Genomic DNA, 14,404 nt, shown 5'->3' on the forward strand with positions numbered 1-14,404 from the left:
TCGACGGCTGATGGGCCCGCCCCGCACCGACGGCGCCCGCGGGCTTGGTAGCGTCCGATCCCGATGCACCCCCACCCCACAGCACCCGGTCCCACCGCCGACATCGGGCCCGCGCGATGACGCCCACCACCATCGACCGCGACGCCGACCGCGACACCGACCCCGCCGCCGGGGTCCTCGACGCCCTGCGGTCGGCGCTCTCGCCCGAGCAGGTCCGGACCGGTGCGCTGGACGTCGCGGCCATGGCCCACGACGCCTCGCACTACGGGTTCACGCCGCGCGCCGTCGTGACCCCGCACAGCGCCGACGACGTCGCCCGGGTCCTGCGCGCCGCGACCGCGGCCCGGACGCCGGTCACCTTCCGCTCCGGCGGCACCAGCCTGTCCGGGCAGGCGTCCACCGACGGGCTGCTCGTCGACACGCGCCGCCGCTTCACCGGCGTCGAGGTGCTCGACGGCGGCCTGCGGGTGCGGTGCCAGCCCGGCATCACGCTGCGCCAGGTCAACACCCGCCTCGCCCGGTACGGGCGGCGCCTGGGGCCGGACCCGGCCAGCGAGCTGGCCTGCACCATCGGCGGGGTGGTGGCCAACAACTCCAGCGGGATGGCTGCCGGGACCACCCAGACCGCCTACCGGACGCTGGAGTCGATGGTGCTCGTCCTGCCCAGCGGGACGACGCTCGACACCGGCGCCCCGGACGCCGACGCGCGGCTGCGCGCGCTCGAGCCGGAGCTGCACGCGGGCCTGGCCCGGCTGCGGGACCGCGTGCGCGGCGACGAGCGGCTGCGCCGGGTCGTCGAGCAGCAGTTCTCGATGAAGAACACGATGGGGTACGGCGTCAACGCGTTCCTGGACCACGACGACCCGGTCGAGCTCCTCGCGCACCTGGTGATCGGCAGCGAGGGCACGCTCGCGTTCGTCGCCGAGGTCACCCTGCGGACCGTCCCGGCGCTGCCGTTCGCCGCCACCGGCCTGCTCGTGTTCGACGACGTCACCGCAGCGACCCACGCGCTCGCCCCGCTCGTGCGGTCGGGAGCCGGGGCGGTCGAGCTGCTCGACGCCGCCTCGCTGCGGGTCGCCCAGGCCGACCCGCAGGCCGCGGACGTCACGCGGGCGATCGACGTCGACCGGCACACCGCTCTGCTCGTCGAGTACGCCGCCGGGTCGGCGGACGAGCTGGCCGGGGTCGTCGCCGCCGCGGACCCCGTGCTGGCCGGGCTGGGCACGAGCGTCCCGGTCGCCCCGCTGACCCGCGACGCGGCGGCCCGGGCGCGGCTGTGGCGCACCCGCAAGGGTCTGTACACCGCGGTCGCCGGGGCGCGGGCGCCGGGCACCACCGCGCTGCTCGAGGACGTCGTCGTGCCGCTCGACGTGCTCCCCGGGACGGTCGCCGACCTCACCCGGCTGCTGGACCGGCACGGGTACGACGAGGCGGTCGTCTTCGGGCACGCGAAGGACGCGAACCTGCACTTCATGATCACCCCGCGCCTGGACGACCGGCGCGAGCTCGACACCTACGCGCGGTTCACCGACGACCTCGTCGACCTCGTGCTCGGCCGCGGCGGGTCGCTCAAGGCCGAGCACGGCACCGGGCGCATCATGGCGCCGTTCGTGCGGCGGCAGTACGGCGACGACCTGTACGACGTCATGGTCGAGGTCAAGCGGCTGTGCGACCCGCACGGGGTGCTGAACCCCGGGGTGGTGCTGGACGAGGACCCCGAGGCCCACCTGCGCAACCTCAAGGTCAGCCCGCCGGTGCACCCCGAGCTGGACCGGTGCGTCGAGTGCGGCTACTGCGAGCCGTCCTGCCCGAGCCGGGACGTGACCACCACGCCGCGGCAGCGGATCGTCGTGCTCCGCGAGATCGCCGTCGCGACCCCCGAGCGCCGGGCCGAGCTGGTCCGCGACTACGACTACGCCGCGGTCCAGACGTGCGCCGCCGACTCGCTGTGCGTCACCGCGTGCCCGGTCGGCATCGACACCGGGCGGGTCATGAAGGGCTTCCGCGCGGACGGGCACGGTCCGGCGGCGCAGGCGGGCGGCGCGGCGGTCGCCCGGCACTGGGGGACGGTCTCCACCGGGCTGCGGGCCGGGCTCGGGGTGGCGACGGCCCTCCCGCCGGCGGTGACGGCGGCCGCCTCCCGTGCGGCGCGGGCCGTGCTCGGCACGGACACCGTCCCGCTGGTCGGCGCCGACCTGCCCGGGCCGGGGTCCCGCCGCGGGGCGGTCGCGAGCGGGGCGTCGCCCGACGACGCCGCCGTCGTCCTCTTCGCGTCGTGCACGGGGTCGCTGTTCGGGCCGGCCGAGACGCCGGCCGAGGCGCCGAACGAGAAGCCCAGCGCCACCGGCGCTGCGGGTCTCGGGGCGTCCCGGGCGTTCCTGGCCCTGTGCGAGCGCGCCGGGCTCCCGGTCGCGATCCCGGACGGCATCGACGGCCTGTGCTGCGGGACGCCGTGGAGCTCAAGGGCTACACCGCCGGTCACGACGTGATGGCGTCGCGCACGTTCGACGCCGTGTGGGCCGCGAGCCGCGGCGGGGAGCTGCCGGTCGTGTGCGACGCGTCGTCGTGCAGCCACGGGCTGCGCGAGCTGCGCGCGCACCTGCCGGCCGGGTCCCGCGCCCGGTTCGACGCGCTGGAGATCCTGGACGCCGTCACCTACGTCCGCCGGGCGGTGCTGCCGGCGCTGCCGGACGGACGACGCCTGGGCACGATGGCGGTGCACCCCACCTGCTCGACCGTGCACCTGGACGCGATGGACGACCTGCTCGTGGTGGCCGCGGCCGCCGCGGAGGAGGTGACCGTGCCCGCGGACTGGGGCTGCTGCGGGTTCGCGGGGGACCGCGGGATGCTCCATCCCGAGCTGACCGCGGCCGCGACCGCACCCGAGGCCGCCGGCCTCGCCGGCCGGACGTTCGACGCGTACACGTCGGTCAACCGCACCTGCGAGATGGGCATGTCGCGGGCGACCGGGCACGCGTACCGGCACGTCCTGGAGCTCCTCGAGGAGACCACCCGCCCGCCGTCCGGCCCGTCCGGAGCACCCGCCGTGCGCCGTTAGGCTCGACGGGTGCGAGGCGGGGAGTGGTGCGGCGCGTGGCCCGCCGGACCGCGGGGTCCCCGCCCACGGTGCAGGTCGGGCGCCGGTCCCGCGGTGGGGGGCTGGGCGAGGAGACCGTCCGCAGCGTGCTGCAGCTCGCGGTGCGCATCGGCGAGGCGATGCTGTCCCTCGGCGCGGCGGCGGCAGACGTCACAGACTCCATCAAGCGGGTCGTGCGGTCCTTCGGCCTCGAGTGCGAGGTCGACCTCACCTTCACCGCGATCCTCGTCTCCCACGACCCGGGCCCCGGCGCCTCGCCGGTGACCGTGCTGCGGGTCGTGGAGAGCCGCAGCGCCGACTACGGCCGCCTGACCGGGGTGCTTGAGCTCGCCGGGGACCTCACCGCCGGGGTCGCCGACGACCCGGAGGACGCGCAGTCGTCGTCCCTCGGCCCGGCCGCCGTCGACCGCCGCGTCGAGCGCGCGCACGACCGGCTCGACGAGATCGTCAGCGCACCGCACCCGTACCGCCGATCCCTGGTCACCGCGGTGCTGTCCGCGATGGCGGCCGGGGTCGCCGTCCTGCTCGGCGGGGGCATCTGGGTCGTGCTCGTCGCCGCCGCGACCACCGCGGTGATCGACGTCGTCATCAGCAAGCTCGGCCGGTGGGGGCTGCCGCCGTTCTTCCTGCAGGTCGCCGGCGCCGCGATCGCGACCACGGTCGCGGTGCTCTTGCTGGTGCTGATCCCGTTGCTGCCGGTCGACCTGCAGACGCTGCCGCCGTCGCTCGTCGTCGCGTCCGGCATCGTCGTGCTGCTCGCCGGGCTGTCCCTCGTCGGCGCCGCGGAGGACGCGATCAGCGGGTTTCCGGTGACCGCGTCCGCGCGCGTGTTCGAGGTCATCCTGCTGACCCTGGGGATCGTGGTGGGGATCGGTGCGGTGCTCGACGTCGCCCGCCGGCTCGGGGTGCCGTTCGCGCTCGTCGACGTCCGCGCCGACCCGGCCCCGCTCGCGCTGCAGGCCCTGGGGGCCGCGGTCGTCGCCGGGGCGTGGGCGATGGCGTCCTACGCCCGGCCGCGGGCGGCGCTCGTCGCGGCGACGGTCGGCGGGGCCGGCTTCCTGCTGTTCACCGCGCTGCGGGAGATCGGTGGCGGGCCGGCGGTCGCCAGCGCCGGCGCGGCGGTCGCGATCGGCTTCGCGGCCGAGACCCTCAGCCGGCGCCTGGGCGTCCCGGCCATCGTCACCTCGGTGTGCGGCATCGTGCCGCTGCTGCCCGGGCTGACCATCTACCGCGGCCTGTTCCGGCTCATCGACGAGTCCAGCGGTGTCTCGCCCGGGCTGCAGATCCTGCTGCAGGCGGCCACGGTCGGGCTCGGCCTGGCGGCCGGGGTCACGCTCGGTGAGCTGCTCGCCCGGCCCGTCCGCGCCCGCCTGCAGCGGATCCGGTAGCCCTACCGGGGTCGCGCAGCGCGGCCACCACGTCGATCTCCACGAGGATGTCCGCGAGGTCGGAGCCGACGGTCGTCCGGACCGGGTAGGGCTGCGGGACCATCTCGGCGTAGACCTCGTTGAAGCCGGCGACGTCGCGGTGCAGGTGCTGCAGGTGCGCGGTCACCTTGACGACGTCGCCCAGGTCGAGGCCGGCCTCCTCGAGCACCGCAGCCACGTTGCGCAGGACCTGCCGGGTCTGGTCGCGCACCCCCTCGGGCACCTCGCCGGTCTGCGGGTCGGCCGGGCCGAACCCGGCCGTCCACAGCAGGCCCTGGGCGACGACGCCCTGGGTGTAGGGGCCGGCGGGTCGAGGGGCTCGGGTGGTCGAGACGGTCTGCTTCATGGTGCTCCTCGGTCGGTGCGTTGGGTGCGTTGGGTGCGTTCGGTGCGGTCGGTGCGGTCGGTGCGGTCGGTGGGATCGGTGCGGTCGGTGGGATCCGCCCGGTGGGAGTCGGTGGCGACGGGGGCGGGCGCCCGGCGCAGCACCCGGCCGGCCAGCGCGGGGGTGAGCCGGCCGCCGGCCAGGACCGGCACGCCCCGCACGACGACGTCGTCGATGCCGGACGCGAGCGCCGTCGGGGAGTCGTAGTCCGCGTGGTCGGTGACGGCCGACGCGTCGACGAGGGCGAGGTCGGCGACGGCGCCCGGGGCGACGCGGCCCCGGCCCCCGAGACCGAAGCGCCGGGCCGGCCGCTCGGCGAGCAGCCGGACGGCGCCCGGCCAGTCCAGGTCGCCGCGCTCGCGGACGAACACCGCGAGCAGGCGCGCGGCGGCACCCCAGGCGCGGGGGTGCGGGTGGGCACCGAGGTAGATGCCGTCGGACCCGCACATCGCGGCCGGGTGGCGCAGGACGTCGGCGAGCTCGGCGTCCGTGCGGGTCCGGGGCAGGTCGGTGACCACGGTGACCTGCAGACCGGAGGCGCCGAGCATCGCCAGCGCCAGGTCCAGCGGGTCCCGCCCGGACGCGTCCGCGGCGGCGGCCAGCGTCCGCCCCTCGGTCCAGGCGAAGTCCGCGGAGCCGGCCGACGCCACGACGAGGCGCTCGGGCCATCCCGGCGCCCCGTGGTCGTCGTCGCGCGGGTCCCGCACGAGCCGCGCCCGCACCCGGTCACGTCCGACGGGGTCCCGCAGCGTCGCCGCGACCGCGTCCGCGCCGCCGGCCAGCAGCGCGGGTGGCAGCAGCAGCATGCTGAGGATGGTGAAGCCGCGGGCGTAGGGGTAGGCGTCGAACGTCACGTCCAGGTCGCGCGCCGCGGCCCCCGCGAGCAGCTCGTGGACGAGCCCGGCGCGCGCGTGGAAGTGCGAGACGTGGGCGGCGACCCCGCTGCGGGCGCAGATCTCGGACACCTCGGCGAACCCGCGCGGGGACGACTCCTCGTACCCGCGCATGTGGGTCACGTACACCGCACCCGCTTCGGCGACCGGCGCGCACAGGGCCGCGAGCTCTGCGGCGTCGGCGAAGCTGCCGGGGACGTAGTCCAGACCGGACGACAGCCCGAGCGCGCCCTCGGCCAGCCCGGTCCGGACGGCGGCGACCATGGCGGCGAGCTGCTCGGTGGTCGGCCGTCCGGGGTCGGACCCCATGACCTCGTGCCGGACGGTCCCGGCCGGGACGAGGTAGCCGACGTTGACCCGCGTCGTGCCGTCGTAGCCCCGCAGCAGGTCCGCGACGCCGCCGCCGGCGTACGTGGGGTGCGTGCCGTTGAGCGCGCCGAAGTACGCCGTGGCGTACCGGCCGTCGCCCGGGGCGAAGGAGACGCCGTCCTGCCCGACGACGACCGAGGTGACGCCCTGGCGCAGCAGCGCGAGCTGGACGTCGTCGTCGAGGACCCGGGCGTCGGCGTGGGAGTGCGTGTCCACGGACCCCGGCAGGACGAGCCGCCCGGCGGCGTCCAGGACGCGCGCGCCGGCCGGGGTGTCGGTGAGGCGCAGGTCCGGCTCGACGCGGACGACCCGGCCGTCGCGGACCTCGACGTCGGCTCGCCGCTCGCCGTCGACGGGGTCGACGACGACCCCGCCGCGGATCAGGAGGCTCGCCGTCACGGTCAGAAGGCGGTCCGCAGGGCGCCGTGCACCGTCGGGACCCCGTCGCCGGCGCCGGGCTCCACGAGCAGGACGGCGCGCCACTTGTCGAACATCGTGCACGGGTGGGACAGCCCGAGCCGGACCATGTCCCCGACGGCGAGCGCGTGCGGCTCGTCGAGGCGCACGTACGTGTGCTGGTCGTTCGTGCCGGTGACCGTCGCGCCGGGCGCGGGGACCACCCGGGGGCGCCCGTGGCGTCGTGCCGGACGACGGCCTGGACCTCGGGCAGCCCGGCGTCGTACGGGACGTCGCGCTTGCCGGCGTCCAGCAGCGCGAGGTGCGGCTCAGGGACCGACAGCACGCGGCTCCACACGTGGGCGGCCGCCGTGAGCGCCGGGCCGGAGCGGGTCGCCGCGGGGGTGCTGGCGCGGTACAGGCCGTCGTCGTGCACGAGGTACGCACCCGACCGCAGGACGAGGCGGGCGCCGGGGTGGCGGGCCGCCGCCGGGGCGAGCCCCTCCACCACGAGGTCGAACAGCGCGCTGCCGCCGCCGGTCAGGATCGGCTCCGTCGTCTCGTACAGGTCGGACAGCGCCGCGAAGGTGCGGGCCGTGCGGGCGAGGAAGGACCGCACGGCCGCGAGGCGGTCGGCGTCGTCCGTGCCGGGGACGCTGCCCTCGTAGACGGCCACGCCGCGCAGCTCGAGGCGGTCGGAGTCGCGCGCGGCGGCCGCGACCCGGCGGGCGAGGTCGTCGGTGCGCGCCCCGGTGCGTCCGCCGGCCGCGCCGAGCTCGACGCACACGCCGAGCCGGCGCCGGGCACCCGCGGCGGCGAGGGCGCGGGTCATCGCGTCGACCCCTCGAGCGAGTCCACCCAGCACGTGACGTCGAGGTCGGGGTCGGCGTCCAGCTCCCCGGCCAGCCACCGGAGCCCGGACGGGGAGACGAGCTGGTTGGCCACGACGACCCGCCGGACGCCGGCGGTGCGGGCGACCCGCAGCTGGGCCTCGGTGGCGACGGTGATCGCCCACGCCCCCGCGCCGAGCTGCCAGTGCCACAGGCCCGGGGTCATCGTCGTCTTGCCGTGCGGGGCGAGCAGGGCGCCGCGGTCCGACGCCCACGCCTGCATGGTGAGCAGGTTCCGCTCGGCGGCGGCGACGTCCAGGGCGAGGACGGGCGTGGACGCGTCGGTCAGCGGGACACCCGCGGCGTCGGGCCCGGCGGCGGCGAGTGCCGGGCCCCAGCCCTTGTCCGTGACGTCCAGTGCGGCGAGGTGCGGGGCGAGCGCCCGCCACGCCGCCGGTGAGGCGCCCGCGGGGTCGGCGGCGCCCACCGGCGCAGCGGCGCTCATCGGTACAGCAGGGAGTCGGAGACGGCCTCGGCCCACTGCGGCACGGCGAACCGCTCCGGGTCGTCCCACGCCCCCGTGGTGATCTCGGTGAAGGCGTCCACCCGGCCGAAGAGCTTCTCCAGCGCGGTGCGCGGCGACTCCCCGGGCATGTGCGGCGCGGTCCGCTCCTCGAGGCGGTCCCCGTGCAGCTCGGCGACGAGGGACAGGATCCGGACCATCGACCGCACCGGGCGCAGCGCGGCGACGTCGGTCACCGCGAGCAGCACGCCCGCGCACGGCTCACCGGCGTGGTCGCGGACCAGCGGCGTGAACGGGTACGGCGTGGCGCGCAGCCCCGGGAGGTCGAGCTCGCGGATCCGGCCGGCCAGTGCCTCGGCGTCGAGCCACGGCGCGCCGAGCACCCGGAACGGGACCGCGGTGCTGCGCCCCTCGGAGAGGTTGACGCCCTCGAGCAGGCAGGTGCCCGGGTACAGCAGCGCGGTGAGCGCGCTGGGCATCGCGGGGGACGGCGGGGTCCAGTGCGCGGCGCCGTCGACGGCGGTCACGTCGCGCGTCCAGCCCTCGGCCGCGACGACGTCGAGCTCGACGTCCAGCCCGCGCGAGCGGACCCACCAGCGGGCCAGTTCCCCGATCGTCAGCGAGTGCCGGACCGGCATCGACCAGCGCCCGACGAAGGAGTGGCACCGCTCCTCGTCGAGCATCGGGCCCTCGGCCACGGCGAGGTCGCCGCCCAGCGGGTTGGGCCGGTCGAGCACCACGAGCCGGGTCCCGGCGGCGGCGCACGCCTCGAGCACGTGGCTGAGCGTCCACATGTAGGTGTAGAAGCGCGCGCCGATGTCCGGCAGGTCGTACAGCACGGCGTCCAGCCCGGCGAGGTCCGCCGCGGCCGGCGCGAGCGTGTCGCCGTACAGGGACCGCACCGGCAGCCCGGTCACGGGGTCGACGTCGTCGCCGATGAGGGCGCCCTCGCGCGCCATCCCGGTGAGGCCGTGCTCGGGGGTGAACAGCAGGCGCAGGTCGAGCCCCGCGGCGACGACGGCCTCCCGCCCCCGCCGGAAGTCCGTGGTGAGGGCGACGTCGTTGGTGACCATGCCGAGCCGCAGGCCGCGCAGGTCGGGGCCCCGGCCGGCGGCGACGAGGTCGATCCCGGTGCGCGGGACCGCCGTCCGGGTGGAGGAGGACGCGTCGGACGCGGTGGCGAGCGGCATGGCGGTGCCCTTCAGTCGATGCGGTGGCCGCGGACGGCGTCGAACGTGAGGCGCAGGTTCGTCGCCATGCGGTCGTAGAGGCGCTGGGAGACCCGGACGAAGATGAAGTCCACGACCGCCAGCTGTGCGATCCGGCTCGACATCGCGCCGGACCGGTACTTCGTCTCGTTCGCCGAGGTGGTCAGCACGATGTCGGCGCCGGCGGCGAGCGGGGAGTCCGGGACGTTGGTGATGGCGACCGTGGTCGCGCCCGTCCCGCGGGCGACGGCGAGCGCCTGGACCACCTCGAGCGTGCGGCCGGAGTGCGAGAAGGCGATCGCGACGTCGGCGGGCGACAGCAGCGAGGCGCTCGTCAGCGCCAGGTGCTGGTCGGTCCAGGCCTGGCTGAACAGGCCGATGCGGTGCAGCTTGAGGTGCAGGTCCTGGCCGGCGAGGCCGCTGGAGGCCGTGCCGTAGAGGTCGATGCGCCGGGCCGTGGCTACGCGGTCGACGACGGCGTCCAGCGCGACGAGGTCGAGGTCGCGGGCGGTCTGCTCGATGGTCGCGGCCTCGTGGTAGGCGATCTTGGAGACGACGTCGGCGGCGCCGTCGGCCGGGTCGACGTCGCCGTCGCTGATCTGGAAGCGCTCGCGGGACTGGGCCTCGCGGGCGAGGTCGGCGGCGAGCGACATGCGGAAGTCGGGGTAGCCCTCGAACCCGAGCGTCCGGCAGAAGCGCGCGATGGACGACGTCGAGACCCCGGCCGCCTGGGCGAGGTCCGTGATGGTCAGGGCCTGGATCTCGGCCGGCGACGCGACGACGTGCGCGGCGACGCGCTGCTCGGTCGGCGTCATGGCGGGCATGCGCTGGTGGAGGGTGGTCAGCACGCTGCTCGACATGGCGCTCCACGGGTCGTCGGGGGCTGGCGGCGCTCACTCTGCCACGATCGTGTGTCCGGCGTGTAAAAATTGCCAACGGGTCTGGACATCGTGGCAATGATTGCCACTACTGTGCAGCATCGTCCTGCAACGCGGCAGGAGCACGACGACGGACAGGACTCCATGACCACCTCCGCTGGCATCTGGCCGACCGGTGTCGCGCACACCGAGCAGCGCCTCGCCGAGTCGGCCGGCCTCGACGAGATGACGTCGCTCGAGGTGCTGACCCTGCTCAACCGTCAGGACGCGACCGTGGCCGGCGCCGTCGCGGCGCAGCTGCCCGCGGTCGCCCGGCTGGTCGACGCGGCGGACGCCGCGCTCGACGCCGGGGAGCGGTCCACTACTTCGGCGCCGGCACGTCCGGGCGGCTCGCGGTGCTCGACGCCGCGGAGCTGCTGCCGACGTTCAACATCGACTCCGGCACCGTGATCGCGCACATGGCCGGCGGCCCCGCCGCGCTGGTCGTCGCCGTGGAGAACTCCGAGGACTCCGAGGACGACGGCGCCGCCGCCGCGGCCGGGCTCGGACCGCACGACGTCGCCATCGGGCTGACCGCGTCGGGGCGCACGCCCTACGTCGGCGCCGCGCTGCGCACGGCGCGCGCGGCGGGCGCGGTGACCGCGCTCATCACCAACAACCCGGGGGCGGTGCTGTCCGCCGAGGTCGACATCGCGATCGAGGTCGACACCGGCCCCGAGGTGCTGACCGGCTCGACCCGGCTCAAGGCGGGAACGGCGCAGAAGCTCGTGCTCAACGGCTTCTCCACCGCGCTGATGATCCGCCGCGGCCGGGTCTGGTCGAACCTCATGGTCTCGGTCGTCGCCACCAACGCCAAGCTGCGCGACCGCACCGTGCGCATCCTCGCCGAGGCGACCGGCCAGGACCTGCCGTCCGCGGCCGCCGTCCTGGCCGAGGCCGACGGCGACCTCAAGCCCGCCCTGGTCGCCACCCTGTGCGGCGTCGACGTGGACGCCGCCCGCACCGCCCTGGCGGCGTCGTCCGGATCCGTCCGCGACGCCGTCCGTCACCTCGCGCCGTGACACCCGTGTCCCGGCGCAGCACCGATGTCCCATCCGCCCGCACCCGAGCTCGGAGACAGCCCCTCATGACAACTCGCAAGCATCTGGTCCTCGCCGGCCTCGCCGCCGGCGCCCTCGCGCTGAGCGCCTGTGCTCCCGCCTCGGACGCCCCGGCGGCGGACGAGACCCCCGCCGCCGGTGCCGGGGGCGGCGAGGAGGTCACCCTGACCGTGTGGTCGTGGCAGGCCTCCACCGCACCCGCCTGGGAGGCGATCTTCGACGTGTACGAGGAGGCGAACCCCGGCGTCACGGTCGAGTTCGAGGGCTTCCAGCCGACCGAGTACAACCAGATCCTCGCCACCGGGCTCGAGGGCAGCGACGGCCCCGACGTCCCCATGCTCCGCGCCTACGGCGGCGTGCAGAACGCGATCCGCGCCGGCCAGCTCACCCCCATCGGGGACGACGTCGACGGGCTCGACCAGTTCGACCCGACCGTCCTGCGGGCCGCGCAGGGGCAGGAGGACGGGCTGACCTACGGCGTCCCGTTCGCCTACCAGACGATGCAGATGTTCTACAACAAGACGATGTTCGACGAGATGGGCCTGACCGAGCCCACCACGTGGGACGAGTTCATCGAGCTCCAGGAGACGCTGCTCGCCGAGGGCGTCACCCCCATGGCGCTCGGCGCCCGCGAGGACTGGGTGCTGCCGATGTTCCACGACGTCGTCGGCTCGGCCCGCTACGGCGGCTCGCAGTTCGAGGAGGCCGTGCTGACCGGGGCGAAGGACTTCACCGACCCGGACTACGTCGCCTCGCTCGAGATCGTCCAGGAGATGCAGAAGTACCTCGACCCCGACGTGAGCGCGATCGCCGTCGCCGACGCGTCGTTGCAGTTCACCTCCGGGCTCGCGGCGCAGTGGCCGGGCGGGTCGTTCGACCTGCCCACGTTCCAGGACGGCGCGCCGGACACCGAGTGGGGCGTCTACGAGGTCCCGCCGCCCCCGGCTCGGTGCTCGACGAGGCCGTGACCCCGGGTACGCGGACGGCAGCTTCGGCCTCAACGCCGCCTCGGACAACAAGGAGGAGGCGCTGGAGCTCCTCAGCTGGATGGCGACGCCGGAGTTCGGGCAGACCTTCGCCGACGAGGCCAAGCAGTTCTCCCCGCTTCCGGGCGTGGAGTACGCCGACCCGCTCATGCAGGAGATGAACGAGCAGTACACCGAGAACCCGGCGCCGTACCTGCTCCTCGTGGACTTCCGCTACGGCGACCCGACCGGTACCGCCGTGCTCGGGCCGGACATCCAGAGCCTGTTCCTCGGGCAGTCCACCCCGCAGGACCTGGCCGCGAACCTGCAGGCCGGCGTCTCCACCTGGTTCACGCCGAGCGCGTGACCTCCCGCCGGCCGACGCCGGGGCCACCTGCCCCGGCGTCGGTCGGCCCGCCGCCCCGCCGAGGAAGGGACCGACATGGCAATCCCCGCAGTCGCGGGCCGCACGTCGCGCGTGCGCAGCAAGAACACCGGCGTCCACCTGCCCTTCGGGGTGGGGCTCGCCTTCGTGCTGCCGGCCGCGGCGCTGTTCGGCGTGTTCATCCTGTACCCGATGGTGGCGGCGCTGAGCTACTCGTTCTTCGAGTGGACCGGGACCCGTCAGGGCGGCTTCTCCGGTTTCGGCAACTACGTCACGCTGCTGACCCAGGCGCCGTACGCGCACGACCTGCGCAACGCCTTCCTGCACAACCTGCTGCTGTTCGGCGGCGCGGTGGTCTTCCAGAACACCCTGGGCCTGGCCATCGCGGCGCTGCTGCACCGGCGCAAGCGCACCAAGCGGCTGTTCCAGACCGTGTTCGCGCTGCCGTACCTCGTCAGCCCGATGGTCATCGGCTACCTGTGGTCGCTCATGCTGTCGCCGCTGTTCGGCCCGGTGAACGCGATCCTGCGCGGCGTCGGCCTCGAGTCGTTCGCGCTGCCGTGGCTCGGCGACCCGACGCTGGCGATCTGGGTCGTCGTCGGCGTCACGGCCTGGCAGTGGATCGGCTTCCCGATCCTGCTGTACGGGGCCGCGATGGGCGGCATCTCGCCGGAGATCGACGAGGCCGCCTCGCTCGACGGCGCCACGTCGTGGAAGAGGTTCCGGCACATCACCCTGCCGATGCTCACCCCGACGATCGGGATCATCACGGTGCTGACGTTCATCGGCGCGATGGAGTCGATGGCGATCCCGTTCGCGCTCGGCGGCTCCTCGGGCAGCCCGGCGCGGTCCACCGACGTGATGATGCTGCTCTTCTACCGCACGGCGTTCGAGGGCGGGAACGCCAACTCGATCGGCGTCTCCTCCGCGCTGGCGACCGTCCTGTTCCTCTTCATCTTCATCGTGTCCGTGGTGATCACCCGGGTGATGCGCCGGGCCGAGCGGAGGCTCTTCTGATGACCACCGTCCAGCACGTCCCCGCCGAGCTGCCACGCACGCACGCGTCCGGTGACGCCCGGGTCACCCCGCCCGGCCGGGGTGACCGGCGCCGCCGACCCGTCCGCCAGGGCGGGCTGCTGAGCTCGGTGCTCACCAACGTCTTCCTGTGGGGCTACGCGCTCGTCGCCGTCGGCCCGCTCGTGCTCATGGTGAACAACTCGCTGCGCTCGCAGCAGCAGATCGCCACCGAGCCGCTCGGCCTGGCCCTCGAGCCCACCGTGTCCAGCTACCAGGAGGCATGGCTCACCGCATCGTTCGAGACCTACTTCATCAACTCGGCCGTGGTGACGGTCGGCTCCGTCGCGCTCGGCACGGTGGTCTCGGTCCTGGCCGCGTACGCCTTCGCCCGCAGCCGCAGCCGGTTCTTCGCCGGCGCGGAGGCCGTGTTCCTGTCCGGGCTCATGCTGCCGGTGCACCTGGCGATCCTGCCGCTGTTCTACATGCTCGACGCGCTCGGGATGACCAGCAGCCGGCTCAGCCTGATCCTCGTGTACGCGGCGCTCGGCATCCCGTTCAGCACGTTCGTGCTGGCCGTGTTCTTCCGGCAGATGCCGATCGAGCTGGAGGAGGCGGCGCGCCTGGACGGCGCCGGACCGTTCCAGACGTTCTGGCGCGTCCTGCTCCCGCTGGTCCGGCCGGCGCTGGCGACCGTCATCGTGTTCCGGTTCGTGCCGGTGTGGAACGACTTCTTCTACCCGCTGATCCTGCTGCGCGACCGCGACACCTACACCCTGCCGGTCGGCCTGACCCGGTTCTTCGGGGAGTACTCGACCGACTGGCCGCAGCTGTTCGCCGGGCTGACCATCGCGACGGTCCCGCTCGTGGTCATCTTCCTCATCGCCACCAAGCAGATCATCAACGGGCTCACCGCCGGCATGAGCAAGTGAGC

General features: G+C 74.9%; 15 protein-coding genes and 1 pseudogene. 9 read left to right on the forward strand and 7 right to left on the reverse strand.

Annotated features, from left to right (window positions below):
• Window positions 1-116 precede the first annotated feature (116 nt).
• Genes REH70_RS03975 through REH70_RS03985 form a run of 3 tightly spaced genes read left to right on the forward strand, consistent with a single transcriptional unit; the run spans window position 117 to window position 4,485 of the window.
• Window positions 117-2,489 (forward strand): FAD-binding and (Fe-S)-binding domain-containing protein, encoded by a 2,373-nt coding sequence (locus REH70_RS03975; RefSeq protein ID WP_310752454.1) that lies wholly within the window; start codon window positions 117-119, stop codon window positions 2,487-2,489.
• A complete protein-coding gene (locus REH70_RS03980) occupies window positions 2,438-3,058 on the forward strand; it encodes a (Fe-S)-binding protein (protein ID WP_310752457.1) in 621 nt (206 codons plus the stop codon). The genes REH70_RS03975 and REH70_RS03980 overlap by 52 nt, the downstream gene beginning before the upstream one ends.
• Window positions 3,059-3,093: 35 nt before the next feature.
• Complete coding sequence (locus REH70_RS03985; RefSeq protein ID WP_310752467.1) at window positions 3,094-4,485, forward strand: threonine/serine exporter family protein; 1,392 nt, start codon at window positions 3,094-3,096, stop codon at window positions 4,483-4,485.
• Here REH70_RS03985 and REH70_RS03990 read toward each other — a convergent pair.
• The 7 genes and pseudogenes from REH70_RS03990 to REH70_RS04015 all read right to left on the reverse strand — a co-directional run bounded on the left by REH70_RS03990 (window position 4,427) and on the right by REH70_RS04015 (window position 9,988).
• Window positions 4,427-4,870, reverse strand: coding sequence for a Rid family hydrolase (locus tag REH70_RS03990; protein WP_310752470.1), 444 nt, complete (start codon window positions 4,868-4,870; stop codon window positions 4,427-4,429). The two genes, REH70_RS03985 and REH70_RS03990, sit on opposite strands and share 59 nt — an antisense overlap.
• On the reverse strand, window positions 4,867-6,570 hold the full coding sequence (locus REH70_RS03995; protein WP_310752471.1) for an amidohydrolase family protein: 1,704 nt from the start codon (window positions 6,568-6,570) through the stop codon (window positions 4,867-4,869). The genes REH70_RS03990 and REH70_RS03995 overlap by 4 nt, the downstream gene beginning before the upstream one ends.
• A gap of 2 nt (window positions 6,571-6,572) precedes the next feature.
• Window positions 6,573-6,791 (reverse strand): hypothetical protein, encoded by a 219-nt coding sequence (locus REH70_RS04000; RefSeq protein ID WP_310752473.1) that lies wholly within the window; start codon window positions 6,789-6,791, stop codon window positions 6,573-6,575.
• A gap of 77 nt (window positions 6,792-6,868) precedes the next feature.
• Window positions 6,869-7,399: pseudogene (locus REH70_RS20350) on the reverse strand (amino acid deaminase); the annotation flags it as partial.
• Window positions 7,396-7,902 carry a hypothetical protein gene (locus tag REH70_RS04005; protein ID WP_310752476.1) on the reverse strand — a complete coding sequence of 169 codons (507 nt, stop codon included), beginning with the start codon at window positions 7,900-7,902 and terminating at the stop codon, window positions 7,396-7,398. The gene REH70_RS04005 and the pseudogene REH70_RS20350, both read right to left, overlap by 4 nt.
• Complete coding sequence (locus REH70_RS04010; protein ID WP_310752478.1) at window positions 7,899-9,110, reverse strand: DUF1343 domain-containing protein; 1,212 nt, start codon at window positions 9,108-9,110, stop codon at window positions 7,899-7,901. The genes REH70_RS04005 and REH70_RS04010 overlap by 4 nt, the downstream gene beginning before the upstream one ends.
• Window positions 9,111-9,121: 11 nt before the next feature.
• A complete protein-coding gene (locus REH70_RS04015) occupies window positions 9,122-9,988 on the reverse strand; it encodes a MurR/RpiR family transcriptional regulator (protein ID WP_310752480.1) in 867 nt (288 codons plus the stop codon).
• A 162-nt stretch (window positions 9,989-10,150) separates the two neighbouring features.
• Here REH70_RS04015 and REH70_RS04020 point away from each other — a divergent pair, with 162 nt between their 5' ends.
• The 6 genes from REH70_RS04020 (at window position 10,151) to REH70_RS04045 (ending at window position 14,402) form a co-directional block, all read left to right on the forward strand.
• Complete coding sequence (locus REH70_RS04020) at window positions 10,151-10,456, forward strand: hypothetical protein (protein WP_310752482.1); 306 nt, start codon at window positions 10,151-10,153, stop codon at window positions 10,454-10,456.
• Window positions 10,402-11,067, forward strand: coding sequence for an N-acetylmuramic acid 6-phosphate etherase (locus tag REH70_RS04025; protein ID WP_310752484.1), 666 nt, complete (start codon window positions 10,402-10,404; stop codon window positions 11,065-11,067). The genes REH70_RS04020 and REH70_RS04025 overlap by 55 nt, the downstream gene beginning before the upstream one ends.
• Before the next feature lie 65 nt (window positions 11,068-11,132).
• Window positions 11,133-12,074 carry an extracellular solute-binding protein gene (locus tag REH70_RS04030; protein ID WP_310752487.1) on the forward strand — a complete coding sequence of 314 codons (942 nt, stop codon included), beginning with the start codon at window positions 11,133-11,135 and terminating at the stop codon, window positions 12,072-12,074.
• A 79-nt stretch (window positions 12,075-12,153) separates the two neighbouring features.
• The gene (locus tag REH70_RS04035; RefSeq protein WP_310752489.1) at window positions 12,154-12,438 is read left to right on the forward strand and encodes a hypothetical protein; all 285 of its coding nucleotides are present in this window, start codon (window positions 12,154-12,156) and stop codon (window positions 12,436-12,438) included.
• 75 nt (window positions 12,439-12,513) lie between these two features.
• Window positions 12,514-13,473, forward strand: coding sequence for a sugar ABC transporter permease (locus REH70_RS04040; protein WP_310752491.1), 960 nt, complete (start codon window positions 12,514-12,516; stop codon window positions 13,471-13,473).
• Complete coding sequence (locus REH70_RS04045) at window positions 13,473-14,402, forward strand: carbohydrate ABC transporter permease (protein ID WP_310752493.1); 930 nt, start codon at window positions 13,473-13,475, stop codon at window positions 14,400-14,402. The genes REH70_RS04040 and REH70_RS04045 overlap by 1 nt, the downstream gene beginning before the upstream one ends.
• The last annotated feature ends 2 nt before the right edge of the window (window positions 14,403-14,404 follow it).

The organism is Cellulomonas sp. ATA003 (assembly GCF_031582905.1).
GTDB lineage: Bacteria > Actinomycetota > Actinomycetes > Actinomycetales > Cellulomonadaceae > Pengzhenrongella.